The sequence below is a fragment of the Streptomyces sp. NPDC058086 genome (assembly GCF_042885015.1).
Classification (GTDB): domain Bacteria; phylum Actinomycetota; class Actinomycetes; order Streptomycetales; family Streptomycetaceae; genus Streptomyces.
Map to the genome: position 1 here is coordinate 26,608 of NZ_JBHVST010000084.1, position 23,865 is coordinate 50,472.

The 23,865-nt window shown below is 69.5% G+C and carries 21 protein-coding genes; 6 read left to right on the forward strand and 15 right to left on the reverse strand.

The window, feature by feature from the left end; genetic code table 11:
* Positions 1-102: 102 nt before the first annotated feature.
* The 4 genes from ACFVWD_RS42200 to ACFVWD_RS42215 all read right to left on the reverse strand — a co-directional run bounded on the left by ACFVWD_RS42200 (position 103) and on the right by ACFVWD_RS42215 (position 2,740).
* Positions 103-531: an organic hydroperoxide resistance protein gene (locus tag ACFVWD_RS42200; RefSeq protein WP_389603233.1), complete on the reverse strand. Its 429-nt coding sequence runs from the start codon at positions 529-531 to the stop codon at positions 103-105.
* Between the two features lie 125 nt (positions 532-656).
* Complete coding sequence (locus ACFVWD_RS42205; protein ID WP_389603234.1) at positions 657-1,577, reverse strand: helix-turn-helix domain-containing protein; 921 nt, start codon at positions 1,575-1,577, stop codon at positions 657-659.
* A 75-nt stretch (positions 1,578-1,652) separates the two neighbouring features.
* Positions 1,653-1,904, reverse strand: coding sequence for a DUF397 domain-containing protein (locus ACFVWD_RS42210; protein ID WP_389603235.1), 252 nt, complete (start codon positions 1,902-1,904; stop codon positions 1,653-1,655).
* Positions 1,901-2,740, reverse strand: a complete 840-nt coding sequence (locus tag ACFVWD_RS42215) for a Scr1 family TA system antitoxin-like transcriptional regulator (protein WP_389603236.1) — start codon at positions 2,738-2,740, stop codon at positions 1,901-1,903. The genes ACFVWD_RS42210 and ACFVWD_RS42215 overlap by 4 nt, the downstream gene beginning before the upstream one ends.
* Positions 2,741-2,868: 128 nt before the next feature.
* Between ACFVWD_RS42215 and ACFVWD_RS42220 the strand changes: the two genes are divergently transcribed.
* Entirely contained in the window at positions 2,869-3,417 is a 549-nt protein-coding gene (locus ACFVWD_RS42220; RefSeq protein WP_389603237.1) for an ATP-binding protein, read from the forward strand.
* Here the strand turns inward: ACFVWD_RS42220 and ACFVWD_RS42225 are convergent.
* Positions 3,326-4,594 (reverse strand): extracellular solute-binding protein, encoded by a 1,269-nt coding sequence (locus ACFVWD_RS42225; RefSeq protein WP_389603238.1) that lies wholly within the window; start codon positions 4,592-4,594, stop codon positions 3,326-3,328. The two genes, ACFVWD_RS42220 and ACFVWD_RS42225, sit on opposite strands and share 92 nt — an antisense overlap.
* A 149-nt stretch (positions 4,595-4,743) precedes the next feature.
* On the opposite strand from ACFVWD_RS42225, the gene ACFVWD_RS42230 reads away from it, so the two are divergent.
* Entirely contained in the window at positions 4,744-5,649 is a 906-nt protein-coding gene (locus ACFVWD_RS42230; RefSeq protein ID WP_389603239.1) for an NAD(P)H-binding protein, read from the forward strand.
* 26 nt (positions 5,650-5,675) lie between these two features.
* Here ACFVWD_RS42230 and ACFVWD_RS42235 read toward each other — a convergent pair whose 3' ends face one another.
* From ACFVWD_RS42235 to ACFVWD_RS42270, 8 genes are all read right to left on the reverse strand, one after another.
* Positions 5,676-7,544 carry a pyridoxal phosphate-dependent aminotransferase gene (locus ACFVWD_RS42235; RefSeq protein ID WP_389603240.1) on the reverse strand — a complete coding sequence of 623 codons (1,869 nt, stop codon included), beginning with the start codon at positions 7,542-7,544 and terminating at the stop codon, positions 5,676-5,678.
* A gap of 181 nt (positions 7,545-7,725) precedes the next feature.
* Positions 7,726-8,874 carry an aldose epimerase family protein gene (locus ACFVWD_RS42240; RefSeq protein WP_389603241.1) on the reverse strand — a complete coding sequence of 383 codons (1,149 nt, stop codon included), beginning with the start codon at positions 8,872-8,874 and terminating at the stop codon, positions 7,726-7,728.
* Positions 8,875-8,927: 53 nt separating this feature from the next.
* Positions 8,928-10,172 (reverse strand): multiple monosaccharide ABC transporter permease, encoded by a 1,245-nt coding sequence (mmsB, locus tag ACFVWD_RS42245; protein ID WP_101405352.1) that lies wholly within the window; start codon positions 10,170-10,172, stop codon positions 8,928-8,930.
* Complete coding sequence (mmsA, locus tag ACFVWD_RS42250; RefSeq protein WP_389603242.1) at positions 10,169-11,719, reverse strand: multiple monosaccharide ABC transporter ATP-binding protein; 1,551 nt, start codon at positions 11,717-11,719, stop codon at positions 10,169-10,171. The genes mmsB and mmsA overlap by 4 nt, the downstream gene beginning before the upstream one ends.
* Before the next feature lie 32 nt (positions 11,720-11,751).
* On the reverse strand, positions 11,752-12,864 hold the full coding sequence (gene chvE, locus ACFVWD_RS42255; RefSeq protein WP_389603243.1) for a multiple monosaccharide ABC transporter substrate-binding protein: 1,113 nt from the start codon (positions 12,862-12,864) through the stop codon (positions 11,752-11,754).
* Between the two features lie 142 nt (positions 12,865-13,006).
* Complete coding sequence (locus ACFVWD_RS42260) at positions 13,007-13,975, reverse strand: hypothetical protein (protein WP_389603244.1); 969 nt, start codon at positions 13,973-13,975, stop codon at positions 13,007-13,009.
* Between the two features lie 204 nt (positions 13,976-14,179).
* Entirely contained in the window at positions 14,180-15,190 is a 1,011-nt protein-coding gene (locus tag ACFVWD_RS42265; RefSeq protein WP_389603245.1) for a zinc-binding dehydrogenase, read from the reverse strand.
* A complete protein-coding gene (locus tag ACFVWD_RS42270) occupies positions 15,187-16,344 on the reverse strand; it encodes a mandelate racemase/muconate lactonizing enzyme family protein (RefSeq protein ID WP_389603246.1) in 1,158 nt (385 codons plus the stop codon). Before ACFVWD_RS42270 ends, ACFVWD_RS42265 begins: the two co-directional genes overlap by 4 nt.
* A 370-nt stretch (positions 16,345-16,714) precedes the next feature.
* On the opposite strand from ACFVWD_RS42270, the gene ACFVWD_RS42275 reads away from it, so the two are divergent.
* The gene (locus tag ACFVWD_RS42275) at positions 16,715-17,407 is read left to right on the forward strand and encodes a hypothetical protein (RefSeq protein WP_389603247.1); all 693 of its coding nucleotides are present in this window, start codon (positions 16,715-16,717) and stop codon (positions 17,405-17,407) included.
* Positions 17,408-17,547: 140 nt separating this feature from the next.
* On the opposite strand, the gene ACFVWD_RS42280 is transcribed toward ACFVWD_RS42275, so the two are convergent.
* Positions 17,548-17,982: a MarR family winged helix-turn-helix transcriptional regulator gene (locus ACFVWD_RS42280; protein WP_384905305.1), complete on the reverse strand. Its 435-nt coding sequence runs from the start codon at positions 17,980-17,982 to the stop codon at positions 17,548-17,550.
* Between the two features lie 124 nt (positions 17,983-18,106).
* Here ACFVWD_RS42280 and ACFVWD_RS42285 point away from each other — a divergent pair, with 124 nt between their 5' ends.
* Complete coding sequence (locus ACFVWD_RS42285; RefSeq protein WP_389603248.1) at positions 18,107-19,126, forward strand: NADP-dependent oxidoreductase; 1,020 nt, start codon at positions 18,107-18,109, stop codon at positions 19,124-19,126.
* Positions 19,127-19,263: 137 nt separating this feature from the next.
* Positions 19,264-19,683 carry an organic hydroperoxide resistance protein gene (locus ACFVWD_RS42290; RefSeq protein ID WP_389603249.1) on the forward strand — a complete coding sequence of 140 codons (420 nt, stop codon included), beginning with the start codon at positions 19,264-19,266 and terminating at the stop codon, positions 19,681-19,683.
* Positions 19,684-19,768: 85 nt separating this feature from the next.
* Here ACFVWD_RS42290 and ACFVWD_RS42295 read toward each other — a convergent pair whose 3' ends face one another.
* The gene (locus ACFVWD_RS42295) at positions 19,769-22,333 is read right to left on the reverse strand and encodes a M14 family zinc carboxypeptidase (RefSeq protein ID WP_389603250.1); all 2,565 of its coding nucleotides are present in this window, start codon (positions 22,331-22,333) and stop codon (positions 19,769-19,771) included.
* A gap of 302 nt (positions 22,334-22,635) precedes the next feature.
* On the opposite strand from ACFVWD_RS42295, the gene ACFVWD_RS42300 reads away from it, so the two are divergent.
* Positions 22,636-23,517, forward strand: a complete 882-nt coding sequence (locus tag ACFVWD_RS42300) for a hypothetical protein (RefSeq protein WP_389603251.1) — start codon at positions 22,636-22,638, stop codon at positions 23,515-23,517.
* Positions 23,518-23,865 lie beyond the last annotated feature (348 nt).

Consider the following 23,865-nt stretch of genomic DNA (forward strand, 5'->3'; position numbering starts at 1 on the left):
GCAGATTAGGAACGGATGCTGTTGGTCGGCTGTCAGTACGGCAAAGTGATGAGCCGTCAAGTTCCTTGTGAGACACGTGGACCGGGTCTGGGCCGGGTTGGCTCAGACGGTCGCTTCGAGGGTCACGTCGATGTTCCCCCGGGTGGCGTTGGAGTAGGGGCAGACCTGGTGCGTGGTCCGTACGAGCCGGTCGGCGGTCGCCTGCTCCACGCCGGGCAGGTGGACCGACAGCTTGACGGCCAGGGTGAAGCCCCCGTCCTCCTTGCTGAGCAGGCTCACGGTCGATGTGACGGTGGAACCGGGCACCTTCACCTCCTGCTGGGCCGCGATCAGCCGCAGTCCGTTGTGGAAGCAGGCCGCGTAGCCCGCGGCGAAGAGCTGCTCGGGGTTGGTCCTGTCGCCACCGGGGCCGCCCATCTCCTTCGGCACGGCGAGGACCTCGTCGAGGACTCCGTCGAGGCTACGGACCTCCCCGTTGCGGCCGTCGCCGGTCGAGAGGGCCTCGGTGGTGTAGAGCGTGGTGGTGGACATGGTGTCTCCTTCTGGGTGGGCCACGGGGTCGTGGCCGGACTTGGGCAGGTTCGAGTAGGCATGCGTGGGCGGGCGCGGGCGGGCATACCTCGGCATGTCGAACAGGGGAGGGGTGGACTGTGTCCCTACTGCGGGAGGGAAACGGAGTCCGTGTCGGCGGTGGCCCGCGTGCGCGAGGCGGCGTCGGTCGGGGCGGTGACCTGGGCGAGCAGGGTCAGCGCGGCCTGCGAGGAGGACCCCGCCGCCGCGGTGACCGCGACGACGCGCTGCCCGGGCTCGTTCGGGACCGGCATCGCCTGCTGGACGACGTCCATCGGGCCGACCAGCGGATGCCGCATCCGGTGTTTCGCGATGTCCCAGGCACGGACGCCGTGTTCGGACCAGAGGGTGGTGAACTCCCGGCTCTTCATCGTCAGCTGACCGATCAGCTCGGCCAGCTCCGGATCGTCGGGGTGTTCGCCGACCGCGAGCCGCAGCTTGCCCACCGCGTCCCTGGCCTTGCGCGGCCAGTCCTCGTACAGATCACGCGTGTGCGGATCCAGGAAGACGAGCCGTGCGGTGTTGGGGCGCAGGGCCGGCTGCTCGGGACTGTCCGGATCGAGATGCCCGGCGAACAGCGCGTGCCCGGTGCGGTTCCATGCCAGGACGTCGCTCCGGCGGCCGAGCACGATCACCGGGGTGTCCCCGAAGGCGGCGATCAGCTGCCTCGTCGCCTCGGAGACGCGCTCGGGGGCTGGGCGGCGGGGCCGACTCCTGCCGCTCTTGCGCGCCACCCCGGCGAGGTCGTGCAGGTGGCGGTGTTCGGTCTCGTCCAGGCGGAGCGCCCGGGCGATCGCGTCCAGTACCTCCACGGAGGCGTTGAGGGACAGTCCCTGCTCCAGCCGCGTGTAGTACGACTGGCTCACCCCCGCCAGCTGGGCCAGCTCGTCGCGCCGCAGCCCGGGCACGCGCCGACGCTCCCCGAACGTCGAGAGCCCGACGTCCGAGGGCCGCAGCTGCGCGCGACGCGTACGGAGGAATCGACCGAGCTGGTCCTTGCTGTTCATGGACTTGAGTATGGGCGGGTCGGGCGTGGGTAGCCTGCCCCTCCCAGTGACAGGTTGTGGGGTGACTCCGTCGGTTCAGTGGTGCGTGGCGGAGGCGTAGTTGAGGAAGTCGGCCCAGGTGGTGGGGGAGAGGGTGAGGTGGGGGCCGTCCGTGTTCTTGGAGTCGCGGACGTGGATGGTGGAGGGGCAGGTGGCGACCTCCACGCAATCTCCGTCGCCACCGCTGCTGTAGCTCGACTTGTGCCAGGAGAGGGCGACTTCGACGCAGTCGCCGGAAGCGCTGCTGCTGTAGCTCGACTTGAACCACGTCAGTTCGCTGGTGCTCATAACGCTCCTCGCATCCGCTGCAACAGGCTCACGGAGTCCGGGATGGTGAGAGCCTGTGAACGCATCCTGGCATAGCGCCGTTGGAGGACGCTGATCTCCCTCGGATCGGGGATGAGTAAGCCGCCTCGCTGGCCCTCGCAGTAGGCGAACCAGGTGTTGTCCGGCGTCTCCAGCAACTGCATGGGACCATCCAGTCCCGCGTGCCTCTCCTGCACCTGCGGCATGACCTGGATCTCGACGTTGCGCAGCTCGGCGATCTCCAAGACGTGATCGATGAGTTCCCGCGTGACGTCCATCCCACCCGTGCTCCGCAGGATCAGCCCCTCCTCCAGGATGAAGCTGAACGCCGTGTTCGGCCGCTCCCGCAGCAGTCGTTGCCGCTCGCCTCGCGCCACCCACTGCGCCTCAACCTGCTCGTCGTCCATTGGAGGCAGCTGGTTCCTGAACAACGTCCGCGCGTACGCCTCCGTCTGCAACAGACCCGGAATCAACCGGCACTCATAGGTATAGAGAGTGATCGCGGTCGTCTCCAACCGCGCCCACTGCCTGAACCACGCCGCCAACCCCGGCTGCCTCGCTAGATGCCCCGCCGCCTTCCGTAACGCCCCGGTGTTGCCCAGCACCTCCTCCGCCCGCTCGACGAACGTCGGATCCGGCATCCTCCGCCCCAGCTCCACCGACGCCACCGTGTGTTTGGAGAACCGCACCCGTTCCCCGAACTCCTCCCGGCTCAGCCCCGCATGCTCCCGCAGGGCCTGTACGACCGCCCCGAACGTCCGCAGACTGTCCGACGACTCGGGTTCTCCACCCGTCCCCACCGCACCATCGACCACCATGGGTCACCTCCCGCACCCCATGGTCACGCCCAGTGACCGGTACTGTCCAGCCCGTCACCGCGTACGCTCGCGCAGCGTACGCGGCGCCGACCTGGTGAAGCGTGTGCGATCACCGCCAGATTGGGCCCATGACCGCACCATCCACCCCCCAACACCCGGTTACCGTACGTGTGTTCACGCAGCGCCTCAGTGCCACCCCGCGCGGCGCCCGTCTCGCACGTCACCTCGCCCTGCACCAGCTGCACGCCTGGGGCATCCCGCACGGCACGGACGTCTCCGACACCGTCGCCGTGATCGTCGCCGAGCTGGCCGCCAACGCGGTCACGCACGGGCGTGTACCGGGGCGGGACTTCGAGCTGCGGCTGTCGCTCGTCACGGGCAGCGTCCGCGTCGAGGTCACCGACACGCGCAGTGGGCCGCGTCCGCCGGGACCCGGTGACGTACCGGCCGCCCGTCCCCTCGACGAAGGCGGTCGGGGCCTCGTACTCGTCGAGGCACTCGCCGACCGGTGGGAGGTGCTGGACCGGGAGCCGCCCGGCAAGACCGTCCGTGCCGAGGTCGACCTGCCGGGGTGGCTGTCCCTGGTCAGGAGGTCGAGCGGGTCGCCTTCCCGATCGACGACAGCACCGCCTCCGGATCCCCGCCCGGGGCCACCGACTTGCCGATCTGTGCCCTGATCGACGCCGCCACCTGGGACCAGTTGGTCTCGGAGAGGGGGTAGAGCTCCATGTTGTCCAGGGCGTCCAGGCCGTTCCAGAGCTTGCTGTACTGCTTGTCCTCGCGCATGGCGGCGCTCGCAGCGGTGGTCACGGGCAGGAGCTGGTACTCGGCGGCCTGCTGGGTGACGTACTTGTCGCCGTAGAGGAAGTCGAGGAACTTGCCCGTCTCCTCGCGGTGGCCGGCCGAGCGGAAGGCGATCGTCCAGTCGGCCGTGCCCATGGTCGGCACGGTCCGGCCGGTGCGGCTCGGGAGCGCGACGGTGCCGTAGGGGACGCTCAGGGTCGAGTCCTCGATCTGGCGCATCAGGGAGAGCGGGGCGTTGACCATGGCAGCCTTGCCGTCCATGAAGGCCTGGAGGGCGGCGCCGCGGTTGAGCTTGCCGGGGAGGGTCGGGCCCGTGAGGCCCTCGGAGACGAGGGAGGAGCGCAGCCACTTCAGTGTCGAGACGTTCTCCTTGGAGGTGAGGGCGTAGCTGCCGCTGTTGTCGGTGTAGCCGCCGCCTCCGGCCAGCAGCCAGCTCAGGGTCTCGGCCTCCGCCTCCTCCGGGCCGAGGGGCAACGCGATCGGGTACGTCACGCCCATGGTCTTCAACGCGCGGGCGTCCACGAGGAGTTGGTCCCAGGTGGTGGGGGGCTTCAGGCCCGCCCGGGAGAAGAGGTCCTTGTTGTAGTACAGGAGGCGGGTGCTCGCCGTGAACGGCAGGCCGTACTGGACGCGGCGCACCTGCCCGGCCTCGGCGAGGCTCGGTACGAAGCTGCCCTGGGCGGAGATCGACAGCACCTCGTCCGCCCGGTAGAGCATGCCCTTGGCCGCGTACTCGGCGTAGCTGTCGCTCTGCACGACGTCCGGCGCCCTGCCCTGCTTGACGAGTGCGGCGACCTTCGCGTCGACCTCGTCGGCCGGGTAGACCTTCGTGTCCACCCGGATGTCGGGATGGGCGGCCTGGAAGGCGAGGCCGACGCGGTCCCAGAAGCCGATGGAGTTCTTGTGGACGCTGTCGCCGTAGTTCGTCGCGACGACGGTGAGGGTCGTGGTCTTCACCTCCGAGCCGGAGTCCTTGCCGCAGCCGCTCACGCCCACCGTGAGGCCCAGCGCGGCCGTCATCGTCATCATGATCCGGGCTCTGCGACGCACGGCTCCCACCCCTCCTGGACGAAGAGCGTTGATCGTAGGCCGGGAGAGGCGGTGGCCACAGGGCCGACGTCGTTGCGTTTTGGTTCCGGTGGTGTGACGGGACAGGTGATCTCATGGGCGCCGTCAACGACTCACAAGGAGATCGACCGTTGGTTGCCAGCAATCTTGTTCTCATCTCCAACGCCGGTGACGTGGGCCGCACGGTCCTCGACCAGCTGCGCGCGCAGGACGTGCCCGCACGTGTGATGGTCCGCCGTGACGACGCGCGTGCGGCCGATTTGCGTGTGCTCGGCGCGGAGGTCGTCATCGGAGACCTGACCCGGCCCGAGACCGTCGCCGCCGCGCTGAAGGGGGTCGGGCGGATGTACTTCGCGATGCCGGTATCGCCCGACCAACTGCTGGCGGCGACCGTGGTGGCCAGCGTGGCGCGCGAGCACGGGGAGCTGGACGGCCTGGTCGACATGTCCCAGATGACGGTGTCGCAGATGACCGCCACCAGCACCGGGGAGTCGGACCAGCAACGGCTGCACTGGCTGTCTGAGCAGGTGTTCGACTGGTCGGGCCTGCCGGTGGTGCACGTCCGGCCGACGGCGTTCCTGGACAATCCGCTGTTCACCACGCTGGCGGCGCGATCGATCCGGGACAACGGCACGATCGCGCTGCCGTTCGGCACCGGACGCACCTCGCCGGTCGCCGTGGACGACGTCGCCCGGGTCGTCGCCACCGTGCTCCGCGACCCGGCCCCGCACGTCGGGCACGTCTACGAGCTGACCGGGCCGCGCACGGTCGACATGACCGAGATGGCCGAGGAGTTCTCACGGGCGCTGGGGCGGCCGGTGTCCTATGTCGACGTGCCGCTGGACAGGTGGCGGAGCGAGGTGCTCGTCAAGGCGGGCCTGCCGCCGCACACCGAACAGCACATCGCCACCATGGCCCGACTGCACCGGGAAAACCGCTACGACCGCGCATCCGACGACGTCGAACGCGTCACGGGCGTGCCTGCCCAGACGATCGAGGCGTTCGTGGCCGCGCGCAGGCACCTCTACCTGGACTGATCCCCGCGCAGGCCGACGGACGGGTTCTAGCCGACCTGGTTGTACATCGCGCCCGCGGCCGGCCAGCCCGTGGGCTGGGGTGCGGGCGTCGGTTCCGGCTCGGTGCGGCCCCGTACCTGGGCTGCGGTCAGGCCCCGGTTGCGCAGGCCCGGCATGCCGGTCTGGCCCAGTCCGGCGGCCGGGGCGGGGGCCATGGCGGGCATCGCCGGTGCCTGCGGCGGCGGCTGCATCGACCGTGCCTGCGCCTGGGCCGCCGGTGACGGGGCCTGGGCGACGGCGGGGATCGGCGCCTGCTGTCGTTGTGCCTGTGCCTGAGCCTGTGCGGTCTGGGCCATCTGCGCCATCTGAGCGACCGCGGACATCGGCGGCGCCTGCGGCATCATCTGGGCGGCCGGTTGCATCTGAGGGGCGGGCTGCATCTGGGCCACCCCGGGCATCTGCGCGACGTTGGGCATCTGAGCCACGTTGGGCATCTGCGCGACCGCGGGCATGGGCTGCTGCTGCGGCGGCGCAGGCGGGGGCATTCGTGCCGCGGGCTGCTGCTGCGGCGGCATCATCGCGGCGGCCGGAGCCGGGGCGGGGACCAGGCCCGGCATACCTGTGGGGGCCTGCGCCGGGGCCGGGCCCGGCCAGGTCTGGGCGGCCGGCAGGCTCGGCATCGCGGCGGCCTGCGCGGCCAGTGGCATGCCGACCCCGTTCGTCTCGCTGATCAGACGGTCCACCGCCGCCGTACCCGAGCTGTAGCTGGTCCCTGTGCCCAGCTCGGGTACGGCGGCTCCCCTCCTGGACCCGTAGAGCACCTGTTCCATGCCGGACACCAGGCGACGCACGTCCGTCTGGGGGCGCACCACGAGTCTCAGGAAGCGACTGGACGAGCCGATCTTGTTGCCGCACTCACGGATGAGGATCCGGTGCTCGGTCAGCAGCCGGTCTCGGACGACGGTGCCTTCGGCGCCCACGGGAAGCCGTACGAAGAGGAAGTTGCCCTGCGAGGGGTAGACCGTCAGGCCGGGGAGCGCCGAGAGCTGGCGGGCCATGTCGAGGCGGTCGCGGCGCACCAGGTGCAGGCTCTCCATGTACTCGGCGCCGTGCTCCTTGAGCATGAACACCACGGTCTCCGCGAAGGAGTTGAGGTTCCACTTGGGCAGCATGGAGCGGATCTTGCCCGCGAGCGCGGGGTTGGCCACGAGGTAGCCGAAGCGGATGCCGTGCAGGCCGAAGTTCTTGCCGAGGCTGCGCAGGACGATGACATTGGGCCGCAGGACGGCCTCTTCCACGACACTCGGGTCGTTCTCGGCGTCGGCGAACTCCAGGAACGACTCGTCGATGACGATCAGGTCCAGGTCCTGGAGCTGGTCCATGAAGTTGACGACCGCGCGGCGGCTGAGGAAGCCGCCGTCGGGGTTGTTCGGGTTGCAGATGACGGCGACACGGGTGCCGCGGGCGCGGATGAACTCGATGTACTGGGCCGGGTCCAGAGCGAAGCCGTTGGACTCCATGAGCGGGAACATGTCGACCCGCTTGCCGGTCTCCATGGGCTGGTCGGTCCAGCGGCCGAAGGTGGGGACGGGGATGGCGAGGGACTCGCGCACGAGCAGGTGGTCGATCCAGGTGATCAGTTCCGTGGAACCGTTGCCCATCGCGACGCAGCTCGGCGGGAGTTGGAGCAGCGCGCACAGCTCGGCCGTGATCGTGTCGGCGCTGCTCGGGTAGTACGTGATGATCTCGCGCAACCGCCCGGCAAGTTCGTCGAACATGCCTGGGGTGGGGAAGTACGGGTTGCACGGGATGCAGAAGTCGATCGGGCCGACTCCATCGCTCTCGCGGGCCAGCGCAGCCATCGAGGGGCTGTGCGCCGCAGTACCGCGGAACAGCGAGGCGACGTTGTCGGCCATGGAACCTCCGGTCTCTGGGTGGCCCGTGCGGGGGAGCACGGGCCGTCCTTTCATACGGAGGCGGAGGGGGCGCCGTTCAACTCGTGGGGAGTGAGTAAGGGTTGACTTTTCCGGGCAACCGAAAGGGCCCCGGTGGCGTCACCCACCGGGGCCCCGATGTCACACGGACGTCAGACGGATCTCACGCGCTGAACGAGTGGACCGTCGTCGTGCGGTACGTCTGCCCAGGTCGCAGCACCGTCGAGGGGAACGACGGGTGGTTCGGCGAGTCCGGGAAGTGCTGGGTCTCCAGGCACATGCCGTCGCCCTGCCGGTAGGTGTGTCCGGAGGGGCCGACCAGGGTGCCGTCCAGGAAGTTGCCCGAGTAGAACTGCACGCCCGGCTGGTCCGTCGCGATCTTCAGGGTGCGGCCGGACTTCGGGTCGCGCAGGGTCGCGATGTGCTCGGGCCCGGCGGTGACGCCCTTGTCGAGGACCCAGTTGTGGTCGAAGCCCTTGGCGGTGACCAGCTGGGGGTGGCCGACGCGGATGTCGCGGCCGATCGGCTTGGCCTTGCGGAAGTCGAAGGGGGTGCCCGCGACCTTGGCCAGCTCACCGGTGGGGATCAGTCCCGAGTCGGTGGGCGTGTAGCGGCCCGCGGCCAGGTGCAGCTCGTGGTCGTAGATGCCGCCGCTGCCCTCGCCGGCGAGGTTGTAGTACGTGTGGTTGGTGAGGTTGACGACCGTGGCCTTGTCGGTGGTGGCCCGGTAGTCGATGCGCCAGTCGCCGTGCCTGGTGAGGGTGTACGTCACCTTCACCTTGAGCGTGCCCGGGTAGCCCATCTCGCCGTCGACGCTGGTGTAGTGGAGGTGCAGGCCGACGTCGGAGCCCGAGGTGAAGCCCTCGATGTCCCACACCTTGGTGTTGAAGCCCTTGGCGCCGCCGTGCAGGCTGTTCACGCCGTCGTTGACGGAGAGCTGGTAGGCCTTGCCGTCCAGGGTGAACTGTCCCTTGGCGATGCGGTTGCCGTAGCGGCCGATCGTCGCCCCGAAGAACGTCGTCCCGGCGACGTACGAGGCGAGGTTGTCGTATCCGAGGGAGACGTTGGCGTAGCGGCCGTGGCGGTCGGGGATCTCCAGGGACTGGACGATGCCGCCGTAGGAGATGACCTTCAGGCGCGTGCCGCCGTTCTCCAGCGACCAGCGGTAGACCTTGGTGCCGTCGGCGAGCTTGCCGAAGAGCTCCTTCACCGGCTTCCTGCCTCCTGTGCTGGCGTGGGCGGTACCGACCGTGCCGGCGGCGAGCCCTGCGGCCGCGGCTGCGGCGATGACCGTACGTCTGCTCGTTTCCATTGCGGCTCCTGCAATAGGTACGGGGGCCCGTGAGGACCCCCGTACGACCGAACTTACGAACCGACCTTGCGCTTGTTCCACACGTCGAAGCCGACCGCGGCCAGCAGTACCAGTCCCTTGATGACCTGCTGCCAGTCGGAGCCGATGCCGACGAGGTTCATACCGTTGTTCAGCACGCCCAGGACGAGACCACCGATGATCGCGCCGAGGACCGTGCCCACGCCGCCGCTCATCGACGCGCCGCCGATGAACGAGGCCGCGATCGCCTCCAGTTCGAAGTTCAGACCGGCCTTGGGCGAGGCCGCGTTGAAGCGGGCGGCGAAGACCAGACCCGCCAGGGCCGCGAGCATGCCCATGTTCAGGAAGACCAGGAAGGTGACCTTCTTGTCCTTCACACCCGACAGCTTGGCCGCCGGGAGGTTGCCGCCGATCGCGTAGATGTGCCGGCCGATGACCGCGTTGCGCATCAGGTAGCCGAAGCCGGCGACCAGGACGCCGAGGATCAGCAGGACCACCGGAGCGCCCTTGTAGCTGGCGAGCAGCATGGTGACGGTGGCGACGGCGGCGATCAGCGCGACGAGCTTGAGGAGGAAGAGGTTGCGCGGCAGGACGTCGAGCGAGAACTCCTGCTGACGCCCCCGGTCGCGGACCTCCTTGACCACCACGAACGCGATCAGCCCGATGCCCAGGAGCAGGGTGAGGTTGTGGTAGTTCGTGTTGGGGCCGACCTCGGGCAGGAAGCTGTTGGCGACCTTCTGCAGACCCTCGGGGAACGGGCCGATCGTCTGGCCCTTGAGGAAGATCTCGGTCAGACCGCGGAAGGTCAGCATGCCCGCCAGGGTCACGATGAACGACGGTATGCCGAGATACGCGATGAGGAACCCTTGCGCGGCGCCCGCGGCGGCGCCCATGGCCAGACACAGCACCAGGGCGATGGGCCAGGAGATGTCGTGGTTGACCATCAGCACGGCTCCCACCGCGCCCACGAACGCCGTCAACGAGCCGACCGACAGGTCGATGTGGCCCGCGATGATGACGAGCATCATGCCGATCGCGAGGATCAGGATGTAGCTGTTCTGCAGCACCAGGTTGGAGACGTTGCGCGGCAGCAGCAGGTCACCGTCGGTCCACACGGCGAACAGCACCACGATCAGACCGAGGGCGAACAGCATGCCGTACTGCCGCATGTTGCGGCGCATGCCGTCCAGCATCAGCTGAAGCAGGCTCTCGCCCGTGGCCGAGCCGCTCTTGCCAGGCGGCGCCGGGGCCGGCGTCTTGGCGGTCACATCCGTGCTCATCGGGTTACCTCTTTGTCCTTCGTCATCTGGCGCATCAGCGTTTCCTGCGAGGCCTCCGCCCGCGAGAACTCACCCGTCAGCCGTCCTGCGGCCATCGTGTAGATGCGGTCGCACATTCCGAGCAGCTCCGGGAGCTCGGAGGAGATGAAGACGACCGCCTTGCCCTCGGCCGCCAGCTTGTCGATGACCGTGTAGATCTCGAACTTGGCGCCCACGTCGATCCCGCGGGTCGGCTCGTCGAGGATCAGCACCTCGGGGCCCGCGAAGATCCACTTGCTGAGGACGACCTTCTGCTGGTTGCCGCCCGACAGCTTGCCCACCGGCTCGAAGACGGTCGGCGCCTTGATGTTCATGGACTTGCGGTAGCCCTCGGAGACCTGCCGCTCCTCGTGCTCGTCGACGATCCCGCGCTTCGCCACCTTGCCCAGGGCACTGAGCGTGATGTTGCGGTTGATGGTGTCGATGAGGTTGAGGCCGTAGTGCTTGCGGTCCTCGGTGACATACGCGATGCCGTGTCCGACCGCTTCGGACACGGTCTTCGTACGGATCTCCTTGCCGTCCCGGAGCACCGTGCCGCCCGCGTACCGGCCGTAGGTGCGTCCGAAGACGTTCATCGCCAGTTCGGTGCGTCCGGCGCCCATGAGCCCCGCGATACCGACGATCTCCCCGCGCCGCACGGAGATCGACACGTCGTCGACGACCTTGCGCTGCTGGTCGATCGGGTGGAACACGGTCCAGTCGCGGACCTCCAGGGCGGGCGCGGCGCCCTCCTCCGGGTGGTGCGGTGTCCGCTCCGGGAAGCGGTGTTCGAGGTCGCGGCCCACCATGCCGCTGATGATGCGGTCCTCGGTGGTCTCCGGAGCCTTCACGTCGAGGGTCTCGATGGTCCGCCCGTCGCGCAGGATGGTCACCGAGTCCGCTACCCGCGCGATCTCGTTCAGCTTGTGGGAAATGATGATCGAGGTGATGCCCTGGGTCTTCAACTCCAGTATGAGATCCAGGAGTTTGCCGCTGTCCTCGTCGTTCAGGGCGGCCGTCGGCTCATCCAGGATGAGCAGCTTCACCTGCTTCGACAGCGCCTTCGCGATCTCCACGAGCTGCTGCTTGCCCACGCCGATGTCGGCGACGCGGGTCTGCGGGTTCTCGTCGAGCCCGACCCGCCGCAGCAGCTCGGAGGCGTGCCGCAGCGTCTCGGTCCAGCTGATGAGCCCGCGGGTGGCGTGCTCGTTGCCGAGGAAGATGTTCTCCGCGATGGAGAGGTAGGGAACCAGGGCCAGTTCCTGGTGGATGATCACGATGCCGTGGTGCTCACTGGCCCTGATGTCCTTGAAGGAGCAGACCTCCCCCTCGAAGAGGATGTCCCCCTCGTAACTCCCGTGCGGGTGAACGCCGGAGAGGACCTTCATCAAGGTCGACTTGCCGGCGCCGTTCTCCCCGCAGATGGCATGGACCTCGCCCTGCTGGACGGTCAGTGTGACGTCCGACAGCGCCTTGACGCCGGGAAAGGTCTTGACGATCGAGCGCATTTCCAGGACGGGTCCCGCCATGGTCGTGCCTTCCAATCACTAGGGGGTGGCGGTTACTTGAGGTCGCTGTCCTTGTAGTAGCCGGTGGCGACGAGTTCCTTCTCGTAGTTGGTCTTGTCGACGCTGACCGGCTGCAGCAGGTAGGCGGGGACGACCTTGGTGCCGTTGTCGTACGTCTTGTCGTCGTTGATCTCGGGCTTCTTGTTGTTGAGAGCCGCGTCGACCATGTCCGTGGCCACCTGCGCCAGCTTGCGGATGTCCTTGTAGACGGTCTGCGTCTGCTCACCCGAGATGATCGACTTCACCGAGGCGAGCTCGGCGTCCTGACCGGTGACGACCGGCAGCGGCTTGTTCTTGGAGCCGTAGTCGTCCGACTTCAGCGAGGAGAGGATGCCGATGGAGATGCCGTCGTAGGGCGAGAGCACGGCGTCGACCCGGGCGCTCTTGTACGACGAGGTCAGGATGTCGTCCATGCGCTTCTGGGCGGTGCCGCCGTCCCAGCGCAGGGTGGTGACCTGGTTCAGCGCGGTCTGGCCGGACTTGACGACGAGCTGCTTCTTGTCGATGTACGGCTGCAGAGCCTTCATCGCGCCGCCGAAGAAGTACTTCGTGTTGTTGTCGTCGTTCGAGCCGGCGAAGAGCTCGATGTTGAACGGGCCCTTCTTGGAGCCGTCCGCGAGACCGAGCTTCTGCAGGATGTAGGTCCCCTGGAGCGTGCCGACCTTCTCGTTGTCGAAGGACGCGTAGTAGTCGACGTTCTTGGAGCCGAGGATCAGACGGTCGTAGGAGATCACCGGGATCTTCGCGTCGGCGGCCTGCTGGAGCACGTTGTTCATCGACTTGTTGTCGATGGCCGCGATGATCAGGGCCTTCACGCCCTGCGTGATCATGTTCTCGATCTGCGAGACCTGCGTGTCCGGGTCGTCCTCGCCGTAGGCCAGCTTGGTCTTGTAGCCCTTCGCCTCAAGGTCCTTGACCACGTTCTTGCCGTCGGCGATCCAGCGCTCGGAGGACTTGGTCGGCATCGAGATGCCGATCGTGCCGCCCTTGGAGCTGCTGGAGGAGTCCTTGCTGCCGCCGTCGCTGCTCTGGCCACAGGCGGTCAGGGTGAGGGCGAGGGAGGCCGCGCCGGCGATGGCGGTGAGAGCGGCTCTGCGGTTACGCATGATCATCATCCTTGATGTCTTGGACCGGCTCGGTCTCGCGTTACGGGGATGCTCCGAGAGCGTTGCGAGGGAAAGACCGAGTAGAGGTGTGTGGGATTGTGCGCGGCTGTGTCGTCTTGTGTGAAGGGGGTTTGTGCGAACGTTATGAGGTGGTGTTGAAACGCGTGAGAGTTCCGGGCAGCCGGGATCCGAGCGGCGCCATGTCGCCGTCCGCTCCGTGCCGCGCGAGCAGGTCGAGGGCGAGCCGACCGCGGCGCACCCGTTCCTTGGCGGTGTTCAGGGTCAGGTCCCTCAGGTGGTGCCCGTACGGGTAGATTCCGGGGGCTTTGGACAGGCCGAACTTGAGGTACAGCGGTGCGCCGCGCCGGATCAGCTCGGCGACCTCGTACATCCGCACATAGCCGCCGAGGTCGTCGGGAGCCTCGATGTACATGTCCATCGGGGCGGCCGAAACTCGCCGTATCTCAGTGAGATGATCGAGCGTCAGATCGCTCGGCACGTTGATGGAGTCCGCGCCGAGGTTCTCGTACACCGCGTACGAGGCCGGGTTGACCGGGCCCACCAGTGCCGAGAGTTTGAGGGTCGTGTCGGCCGGGATGATTCCCGCCTCGCGCGCCCGGTGCAGGGTCCACAGCACGCCCTCGTCGGCGACGAGGAAGCACTTGACACCCAACTCCGCTGCCCGGACGGCGTCTTCGACACAGCCGGCCACCGCGTCGTGGCCGCGGGCCCGCGGGCCGCCGCCGCGCGAGTCCGAGCGCACCGAACCGCCGATGTCCCAGGTGCCGCGCGGTCCGGTGAACAGGCAGAGCTCGATGTCCCGTTCACCGGTGGCCTCGACCATCTCGGTGATCTCGGCGTCGGTCAGCATCCAGACACCGCTGCCCTGGCTGATCCGGTGGATCGGTACGTCGAGCCGCGAGGACTCCTTGAGGACCACGGCCAGGGCCTCGGGCCCCTCCACGGAGGGAACCTCGGTGCGCCAGCGGCCGCCCCCCGGGAAGGTGTGCGGCGAGGCGTCGGCGGGAGAGAGGGCGGGCGCGCCCAGGCCGAGCGCGGCGAGCGCCTGCTCACCGGGTCGACGGGCTGCCGTAGGGGCGGCGTCGGTCACTGGCTGTCCTTCGTGATCGAGGGTGGCGCGTACAGATGTGGTGCGCGTGCAGATGTGATGCGTGTGGTGCGTGTACTGATGTGGCGCGCGTATCAGTCTGTTCGATATTTCGAACGAGGTTCGCGTTCTTGGGCGCGCGGAGCCTGGGTGGTACGCCGGTACGGAGCCGTCAGGTAACTCCGTACCGGCGTACGGCTTGGGGGACTACGGCTTCAGCAGGACCTTTCCGACCTTGGGGTCGCCGGACCCCACCAACTCGATGGCCTCCGGGAACTCGGCGAGCGGCAGCTCGTGCGTGACCAGCGGCAACGGGCTGAGCAGCCCCGCCCCGAAGACCCGCACGGTGTGCGCCCAGGCCGCCGGCGGCGCCCCGAACACGGTGTGCACCTCCAGTTGCCGTACGACGAGATCGGTGGGGTCGAGCCCCTCCGCCCCCGGCGCCGGGATCCCCGTGAGGACCAGGCGTCCGCCGCGCCTCAGCAGGGAGGCGGCGGTGCGCGCGGCGGACGCGGACCCGGCGGTCTCGATGACGACGTCGAAGTCGTCGGGGAGTTCCTGGTCCTTCGTACGGAAGTCGGTGGCGCCGAAGTCCTTCGACAGCGCCGCCCGGTCCGGCCGGGTCCCGACCACGAGCAGCTCCGCCGGAGAGTTCGCCTTCAGGAACTGGATCGCGAACATCCCGAGCGTGCCGGTCCCGACCACGGCGACCCGCTCACCGGGCCGGGCGTTCGCCTTCAGCGCGGCGGCCGCGATGCAGGCGGCGGGCTCCAGGAGGGCCGCCGCCGTCAGGTCGGCGTCGTCCGGCAGCACGTGCAGCAGCCGGGCCGGGAGGGTCAGCGTGGTCGCCATCGCGCCCGGCTGGGTGAACCCGGTCTCCTCGTACCCCGCCGTGCACAACGTTGTCTCACCCGCGTGGCAGCGGTCGCAGACCTGGCAGTTGCGGAAGCCCTCACCGACGACCTTGCGTCCGACGATCGACTCCGGCACCCCGGCCCCGACCGCCTCGACGGTCCCCGACCACTCGTGGCCGGGCGTGAGCGGATAGCGGACGTACCCGTCAGGGCGGTTGCCCTGGTAGACCTCGCGGTCGCTGCCGCAAATACCCACGGCGTGGACCCGGACCAGGGCCTCACCGGCGCCCGGCCGCACCGGCTCGTGGTCGACCAGCCGGTGCTCGCCCGGCGCCTCGACGACGACCGCGACCTCGGTGCTCACGCGGTCCCCTTGGGCTTGCGCTGTTCCCAGCCGTCGGCCCAGAGGTCGAAACGGGCCTGCTGCTGCGGGAACTCGGCCGCCGCGTCGACGTCCAGCTCGACGCCGAGACCGGGCTCGTGGGACAGCTCGAAGTAGCCGTCGACGACCTGCGGGGCGCCCTTCACGACCTTCTTGATCTCCGCGTCCGCGAAGTCGTTGAAGTGTTCGAGGATCTTGAAGTTGGGGGAGGTGAAGCCGACTTGGAGGGAGGCGGCGGTGAGGACCGGGCCACCGACGTTGTGCGGCGCCACGAGGACGTAGTGCGCCTCGGCGGTGGCGGCCAGCTTCCGCGTCTCCCAGATGCCGCCGATGTGGCCGACGTCGGGCTGGATGATGTCCACGGCCTGGCTCTCGAAGAGCTCGCGGAACTCGATGCGGTCGTGGATGCGCTCACCCGTCGCGACCGGGATGTCCACCTTGGCGGCGACCTTCTCCAGGGCCTTCAGGTTCTCCGGCGGGACCGGCTCCTCCAGCCACGCGGGCTTGAAGGGCGCGAGCTCGCGGGCGAGCCGGACGGCGGTGGAAGGGGAGAACCGGCCGTGCATCTCCAGCATCAACTCGGCCTCGGGCCCGATCGCGTCGCGCACGGCCTCGATCAGCGAGACGGAGTAGAGCGTCGCCTCGTGGTCGAGCTCGAAGTGCCCGGTCCCGAAGGGGTCGATCTTCAGCGCCTTGTACCCGCGCGCCACGACCTCCTGGGCGGCCTTGTGGTAGGCCTCCGGAGTTCGCTCGGTCGTGTACCACCCATTGGCGTAGGCCTTGACCCTGTCGGTGACCTTGCCGCCGAGCAGCTGCCACACGGGGACGCCGAGGGCCTTGCCCTTGATGTCCCAGCAGGCCATCTCGATGACCGCGATGCCGGACATCACGATCTCGCCGGCGCGCCCGTAGTCGCCGTACTTCATCCGTCGGACGAGGTCCTCGACAGCGAACGGGTCGGAGCCGAGAATGTGATTGGCCTCCGCCTCCCGCAGATAGCCGATCAGTGCGTCGGTGTGGCCCAGCATGCGGGTCTCGCCGACTCCGGTCAGGCCCTCGTCGGTGTGCACCTGGACGTAGGTCAGGTTGCGCCAGGGCGTCCCGACCACGTGTGTGCTGATTCCCGTGATGCGCACGGCAGTTGCCCCCTGTGCTCTTGCGGCTCTGTTCGAAATTTCGTCACACGTTCGAAATGCTGGCGTGACAGTAAGGACGTGGCCCCGGAGGTGTCAATGGGTCGAACGGAACGGTCGGCGGCGGATTTTGCCGGTATGCCTCGGCTCGTCGCGCGCGCGATGGTGCGAACGGGGCGCGGGGCGCGCCGGAACAGGCGGTTCCCTACATAACTTTCACAGCTGTGACTATGAACGTTACCTGTGCGGAACTTAGTCTTCCGGCGTCATGGACTACTGCGACCCGTGCCGACGGCACCTCAATGGCGCCCTTGCCTGCCCGGGGTGCGGCACCTCCGCCGAACAGCTCCGCACGCATGCGGAGGAGACCGACATGCGTGCCGGAACGGGCGCTGGGGCGGTCGACGCCGGCGTCGACTCGTTGTACGAGGGCGACAACGGCGACGAGGATTACGGCGACGATGACGACGGCGAGGGGGAGCGGTCCGGGCGGGCCGCTGCCCGGCGGCGGAACCGTGGGCGAGGCCGGGGCCGGGACTCGGAGGGGCCCGGCGGTGCGAGCCGGCGGGACCGGAAGGCCGCGGCGCACCGTCGTCGGCGGCGTCGGGTGCTGCTCGTCGCCGCGGGGTTCGTGCTGGCGGCGGGTGGGCTGAGCGTCGCCGAGCTCGGCATAGACGGGCCGGGGCTGTTGCCGAAGCCGGCCGCGGCCGCGGGCGAGTCGGCGGACGGGTCGGCGACCTCGGACGCCGGGACGGCGCGGCCGAACACCGGCGCGGGGGGTTCGTCCGGTGGTACGTCGGCTGCGACGGCCTCTCCGGACGCGTCGGCGTCTCCCTCCGCTTCCAAGTCCGCCAAGGATGACAAGTCCAAGGACGACAAGAAGAAGGGCACGCAGGAGCAGTCGGCCACGGCGGGTACCGGTGTGGTGCCGTCCGCGACGTCCGGCCCCGTGTCCTCCACTCCGCCGAAGTCGTCCCCCAAGCCGACGGCCGCGCCGACCTCGGCTGCGCCGTCACCGTCGCCGTCACCTTCACAGTGCAACCGTTTCCTGTGGTGGTGCACGTAGGGGTTTTCCGTGGGTTTGTCGGCTGCGGATGCGTGGGGTTGCTCGCGCAGCTCCCCGCGCCCCTCGGACGGGGCTTCGCCCCGAGCTTTTAGGGGCGCGGGGAACTGCGCGGTCGGCCCCCACTGGCTCGCACCCGAAAACTACGGCGTGAGCATTCTCTGCAGGAGGTCCCGGAGGGACAGGCGCTCCTCGGTGGAGAGGCCCGCCAGGGGCTCGCGGGCGAAGTTGAGGGCGTCCCGGAGGGAGCGTGCGACACGCCGGCCCTCCTCCGTCGCCGCGGCCAGCTTCACACGGCGGTCGGACGGGTCGGGGCGCCGCTCGACCAGACCCCGCGCCTCCAGCCGGTCCACGATCCCGGTCACGTTCGACGGCTCGCACTTCAGCTTCTGGGCGAGCCGCCGCATCGGCAGCGGCTCCAGGGAGAGCAGGCTCAGAAGTCGCGCCTGCGCCCCGGTCAGCGCATGCTCGGCGGCAGCCTCCTCGTACTCCTCGTGATAGCGGGCCACGACCGTGCCGATGAGTTCCACGACCTCAAGGGTCAGCGGGTCGATACGGGTTGTTCTTTGCGTGGCCATGGGCTCCAGGCTACTCCGTTGCTTGACATCATGAAATATTGAGGAGCATGGTTGTTTCAGGTACTGAAGTATTAGAGCCGTAGTCGCACGTATCCGTGCATGCACGTAGGAAGGGCACCCCCTCATGACCGAGACCCAGCTCCCCGCCGTCAACCGCGAATGGCACCTGGTCAGCCGCCCGGTCGGCTGGCCGAAGCCCGAGGACTTCGCCCTGGTCGAGGCCGAGGTCCCGCAGCCGGGGGAGGGCCAGGTCCTCGTACGGAACGCGTACGTGTCCGTCGACCCGTACATGCGCGGCCGCATGAGCGCCGCCAAGTCCTACGTCGCCCCCTTCGAGCTGGGCAAGGTCATGCAGGGCGGCGCGGTCGGTGAGGTCATCGCCTCCAACGCCGAGGGCATCGAGGTCGGCGACCACCTCCTGCACTTCTTCGGCTGGCGCGAGTACGCCGTCGTGGACGCCAAGCAGGCCGTCAAGGTGGACCCGCAGGCCGCGCCGCTGTCTACGTACCTCGGCGCCCTCGGCATGACCGGACTCACCGCCTACGCGGGTCTCCTGCGCACCGCCGCCTTCAAGGAGGGCGACTCCGTCTTCGTGTCGGGTGCGGCCGGTGCGGTCGGCAGCCAGGTCGGGCAGATCGCCAAGCTCAAGGGCGCCTCGCGCGTCATCGGCTCCGCCGGCTCCGACGAGAAGGTCAAGCTGCTCGTCGAGGAGTACGGCTTCGACGCCGCCTTCAACTACAAGAACGGGCCGGTCAGCGAGCAGCTGCGCGCCGCCGCCCCCGACGGTGTCGACGTGTACTTCGACAACGTGGGCGGCGACCACCTGGAGGCGGCCATCGGCTCCCTCAACCGGGACGGCCGCATCGCCGTCTGCGGCATGATCTCGGTCTACAACAGCACCGAGCCCGTCCCCGGCCCGAAGAACCTCGCCCGCCTCATCCAGACCCGCGGCCGCATCCAGGGCTTCCTGGTCGGCGACCACTACGACCTCCAGGAGCAGTTCGTGCAGGAGGTCGGCGCCTGGGTCCGCTCCGGCGAGCTGAAGTACAGCGAGACGGTCCTCGAGGGCATCGAGAACAACCTGGAGGCGTTCTTCGGCGTCCTGCGCGGCGACAACGTCGGCAAGATGATCGTCAAGCTCTGACCCTCAGGTCCTCAGGTCCTCAGGTCCTCCGGCTCTCCGGAGAGGCTGTCGCTGGACTTTCGGCATACGGTAACTTCTTTCCGAAACCGTCGCGATCGTGGGCGCGAGTCGCGGCGGACCAGGGAGGAACGCACCGTATGTCCATCCAGCAGACCGATGTCCTCTACACCGCCGTCGCCACCGCCGAGAACGGCCGCGACGGCCGGGTCGCCACCGACGACGGCAGGCTCGACGTCGTCGTGAACCCGCCCAAGGAGATGGGCGGCAGCGGCGCCGGGACCAATCCGGAGCAACTCTTCGCCGCCGGGTACAGCGCCTGCTTCCAGGGTGCCCTCGGCGTCGTCGCCCGCCAGGAGAACGCCGACGTCTCCGGTTCGACGGTCACCGCGAAGGTCGGTATCGGCAAGAACGAGGACGGGTTCGGGATCATCGTGGAGATCTCCGCGACGATCCCGAACGTCGACGGGGCCACCGCACGGGACCTTCTCGAAAAGGCCCACCAGGTCTGCCCCTACTCGAAGGCGACCCGCGGCAACATCACCGTGACGCTCGGCTGACGGCGCTCGTTGTACACGGCGGAGGCCGCACCCTAGGACGTGGGGTGCGGCCTCCGCCCTGTCGTGGGAGACGGTCGGCAGTGTCCTACGAGACGGTCAGCAGTGCCCTTCCCACCTGCGGGAACTCCCCCTTCGGATGGTCGCGGAAGAGCGGCTCCGTACCGAAGAGCACGGCATGCGGACCACTGACGACAGCGGCCTGGCCGCCGGCGGCCGTAGGCCCTCCCGTCCCGTCCGCCAGCGGGCGCCAGTGCCCGGAGACGAGCGGATCACCCGGCCCGTACGCCTGCTCCACGCGCACCCCGGGGCCGAGATCGGTGAACCAGACGGGCGCGTAGACGAAGCCGTGGTCGGGCGCGTTCGCGGTGAGCGGCCCGCCCGAATTCACCACCCGCACCACACCGTTGGCGTCACCGTTGCCCTCCACCGGCCGCACCGCCAGCAGCCCGGCCGCCGAGTTGAGCGCGGCTCCGACGGCCCCGCGGCCGACGAGACCGTGGGTGTGGAGGAAGGCGTCCAGCGCCGCCCGCGCGCCCGCGTTCAATCGGGCGTGGTCGAGCCCCGACGACACGAACAGCACCTCCACCGCGGACCAGTCGAAGCCCGCGTTCAGGACGGCCGTCGACACCGGCACGACGTCGAAGTTCATCTCCCGCAGCGCGAAGAGCTCACCCGGCGTGACGGCCGCGGCGACGCGGACGCGGTGCAGGGGAGTTCCCCGCCCGTCCCCGGCCGCCTTCGTCGCATCGAAGGCCACGTCGTACGTACGGGCGAGAGCGGCGGCCCGCGCCCGCGCCGACCCCGGCACGACGACACTGCCGTCCGCGAGCTGCCGTACCGAAACCCCCTGCCCGAGAAGGGAGTTGAGGGCGGCGATCTCCTGCGGGGTGTCGAGACGCAGCCGCAGATCGCCGCGCGGGGCGACGTACCCGACATGCGTGGCGGCTTCGACCCGGCGGGCGGCCACGGCGGACAACCCCCCGCTCCGTACGGGCACGACCGTCGCACCCCACAACCGGCCCAGGCTCCAGCCCGAGATGTCGTACATCACCGACACCTTGTCACTGATGTCCCGCCCGTCGGCCAGCATCACATTGGCCAGACCGCGTTTGGGCTGGTGCAGGTCGACGACGTACGAGCCCTTCGCGTACGACCGTCCGGCCAGCTGGAAGTCGCGGGTCGCGCGAGCGACGCGGACGTCGTTGGCGAGGAGGTGGTCGACGAGGCGGGCGGCGGCCGTCGCCGAACGCTGGGCGCCGCCCGCCGGGATCACGTAGGCACGCGGGAAGTCGGTCGTGTAGACGTCCTCGGGACCGATGCCCGGTACCCCCGGCACCGTTTCCGCCGAGACCGGTACCTGGGCCGCGCCCGTCGCGCCGCGCCGGAAGACCTCGATCTGGTCGGCGATGATCGAGGCGCGGTGGTTCTGGGCGTAGGCCAGGGTCGCGCGCATGGCCGCGCCGGCCACGTCCACGTTGATGGCGGACCGGCGCCGGAGTTCTGCCACGGGCAGGGTGTCGTACTCCGAGTTGTTCACCGGCAGCGGGATCTCCACGGTGTGCGCGGCGACCGCGCCGTGGAACGCCTGGTACTGGGGCGTGAAGATCGGCGGCCAGTCGTCCCAGCCCTCCTGCTGGTCGCGGAAGGGGATCTGGGCGGGCTCGACACCGTCCTTCGCGGGGGTGTAGCCGAGGCCGTTGACGGCGGCCTCCATGCCGAGGGCGTTGGCATAGGTGTTCTTGAGGAACAGGTCGTACTCGTAGTTCTCGCCGTGCGGCGGGGTCGTCGGCTCGATCAGGGTGCCGTTGACGTACCCGTGCAGGTCGAGCATCACGGCCGGCTGCTTGTCGATGGCGATCTGGCGGATCGCGCGCGCCTCGGGCTGCGAGTCGGTGATGAAGTCCCGGTTCAGATCGAAGCCGTTGGCGTTGGCGCGGGTGCCCGCGATCCGGCCGTCCGGGTTCGCCGTGATGTTGAAGTAGAGACGGTTGTGGGCGAGGAGGTCGGTCGTCCGCGCGTCCTTCGCGCTCGCGAGCCGCTCGATGAGCTTGAGGGCGGCGTCGGTGCCCTCCCATTCGTTGCCGTGGATGTTGTTGTTGAAGAAGACCGGCGTCTTGTACGTCGCCTTGACGGCCGGGTCCTTCGCCGCGGCCTGCGGCGCGTTCTCGATCAGCTCGCGCATCCTCGCCTGGGCGAGGGACTGGCGCGCGGACTCCGGCGCGGTGACGGTGACCAGGTACAGCCGGTGACCGCCGGCCGAGCGGCCCGCCACCTCCACGCTGACACGGTCGCCGAGCCTTTGCAGGGCGTTCAGCTTCGGGGCGATGGCGTGGTACGGGGTGAGGCCCAGCTTGATGGACTTGTCCGCCGGGTTCTCCGGGTCGGGGGAGAGGACCTGCTCGCGCGGATAGCCACGGCGGGGGGAGACGAGGCCGGAGTCGGACAGGTCGGTGACGGGGCCGGTGAGGGCGTTGCGGGCGGCGTTCGCCGGGGCCATGGCGGCGACCGGGGGCTGGTCCGCCCCTTCACGGCCGGCCCCTTCACGGACAGGGGGGTTGCGGTCCGCGGTGGCGCTGTGCGGGGCGAGGAGAAGCGATCCGGTCGCGGCGGTGAGGACAGTGGCGATCAGGACGGGTCTCGGTAGGCGCACGCGTCGTACCTCCGGTGGGGGGCCTGAGATCGGTACGGGTCGGTAGGGCACGGGTCGGTAGGGCGTACAGGTCGGTAGGGCACGGTTCGGTAGGGCGTACAGGTCGGTAGGGCGAGGTGTACCTGTTCGACTCTTCCGCAACAAGAGGGCGTTGGTGCCACGGCGGCTCCCCTGGACGCCATGGATGCCACGGATGGGGCATCGCCGACGGTCCGGAGGGGGCATGCTGAGGCCATAGGACGCCACAGGAGGCCGGCGGGCGGGTCCAGGTGGCGAGATGCCGTGCGTGGCCAGGAGGGCTCATGTCCCCGATTCCGTCGCTTCCCAGCATCCCCAGCATCCCCAGCAGGGATGACGTGCTGCGCATGGCGCGCAGCACGACCGACATCACCGGCCAACTCCTCGACACGGCCGGGAACATCACCAGAATCGCCCTCAACACCCTCGACCCCCGGGACGGGTCGGGGGCGGAGGCGCTGCGTGTGCTCCGGGAGACGACGGCGGAGCTGGCGGAGGCGAGTGCGTCACCGCAGGCGCAGGAGGCGTTCTACCGGATCGTGGACACGCTGACGCGGCTCGGGACGAGTGGGGCGCCGCTCGCGGTGCATCCCGTGAGCCGGCCCGCGCAGGCGTTGCTGGCCGCGCTGGGGGACAGCCTGCTGCCGATCCTCGACGCGGTGGAGCCCGCGGTGCAGGAGGCGGCGGACGCGTTGGGGGACTTGATGGAGGCGGGGTCGCCGTTGCTGCCCGCGGTGGCCGGGGTGGCGGCGGGGGCGCTGCTCGCTCTGACGCCGGTGATACGGGCGGCGGCGGACGTGTTGCGCGACTCGTCCCCCGAACTCCGGCGTATCGCAGACGCGTTGACCTCGGCGCTGGCTCCGTTGCTGCCGCTTCAGGTGGCGCTGGCCGAGCGGGCGGCCGCGGCGGGGGTGGGGGTGGTGCGGGCCGGGCTGCCGCCGCTCGCCGACCTCACGGAGGCGGCGGCGGCCACGACGAACGCGGTCCGGCCGGTGCTGATCGCCGGCGAGGAGTTTCTTGTCTCCGGGCTCGAACACCTACAGCCCTTGCTCCTGGCATCGGCGTCACGGACGGGGCGGCTGGCTCGGGCGGCGGCGGTACGGGTGTCCGCGGCGGTGTCGCCTGCGGCGGAGCGGGGGCTTGTGGTGGCGGTGACTCCGGCTTAGCCTCCGCCCTCGCCCGCGGACCGGCGGGGGCTGCGCCCCGCGTCCCCCGGCCCGTCGGGATTCGTACGCCCGCGGGCCGGTGGGGGCCGTTCGCGCAGTTCCCCGCGCCCCTGAAACGGGGCTGCGCCCCGCATTCCCGGCCGTCGGGATTCGTTCGGCTGCGGGCCGGTGGGGGCCGTTCGCGCAGTTCCCCGCGCCCCTAGAAGCCTCGGGGCGTCCGGCGATCGAGGCCAGTGCCAAACACCGCACCCCCCCCCCCCCCCCCCCCGCCCGCCCCCCCCCCCCCCCCCCGGCGTTTGTGCAAGGGCCGGGGGGCCCGGGCCCGCGCCCCCCCCCGCCCCCCCCCGG